Annotated in this window: 1 protein-coding gene; it reads right to left on the bottom strand. The window is 61.2% G+C overall.

Annotated features, from left to right (window positions below):
- Positions 1–240 (bottom strand): hypothetical protein (locus SB756_RS34675; RefSeq protein WP_410913835.1); only part of this gene is annotated, 240 nt, incomplete at both ends.

Raw genomic sequence — 240 nt, forward strand, 5'->3', positions numbered from 1 at the left:
CTGCCGCCGATCAGCAGATCGCTGCCCGCTTCCACCCGGTTGAGAAGGCCATCAGTGATCGCGCTCTCCTCCAGCGTGATTTGCGGCAGCGTGGCTGCGACTACATTCAGCTGAGCGGAGTCGGTCAGCAGTGCGCCGGTGGCGTCGGTGGTGGTGACCGAAATCAGTTTTACGCCGTCGGTAATAGTGGTGAGATCGCCTGCCGGAACGGTGACGCTCCAGAAGCCATTGCTGTTCACT

It is taken from the genome of Pseudomonas sp. SIMBA_068, from assembly GCF_046534705.1.
Lineage (GTDB): Bacteria > Pseudomonadota > Gammaproteobacteria > Pseudomonadales > Pseudomonadaceae > Aquipseudomonas > Aquipseudomonas putida.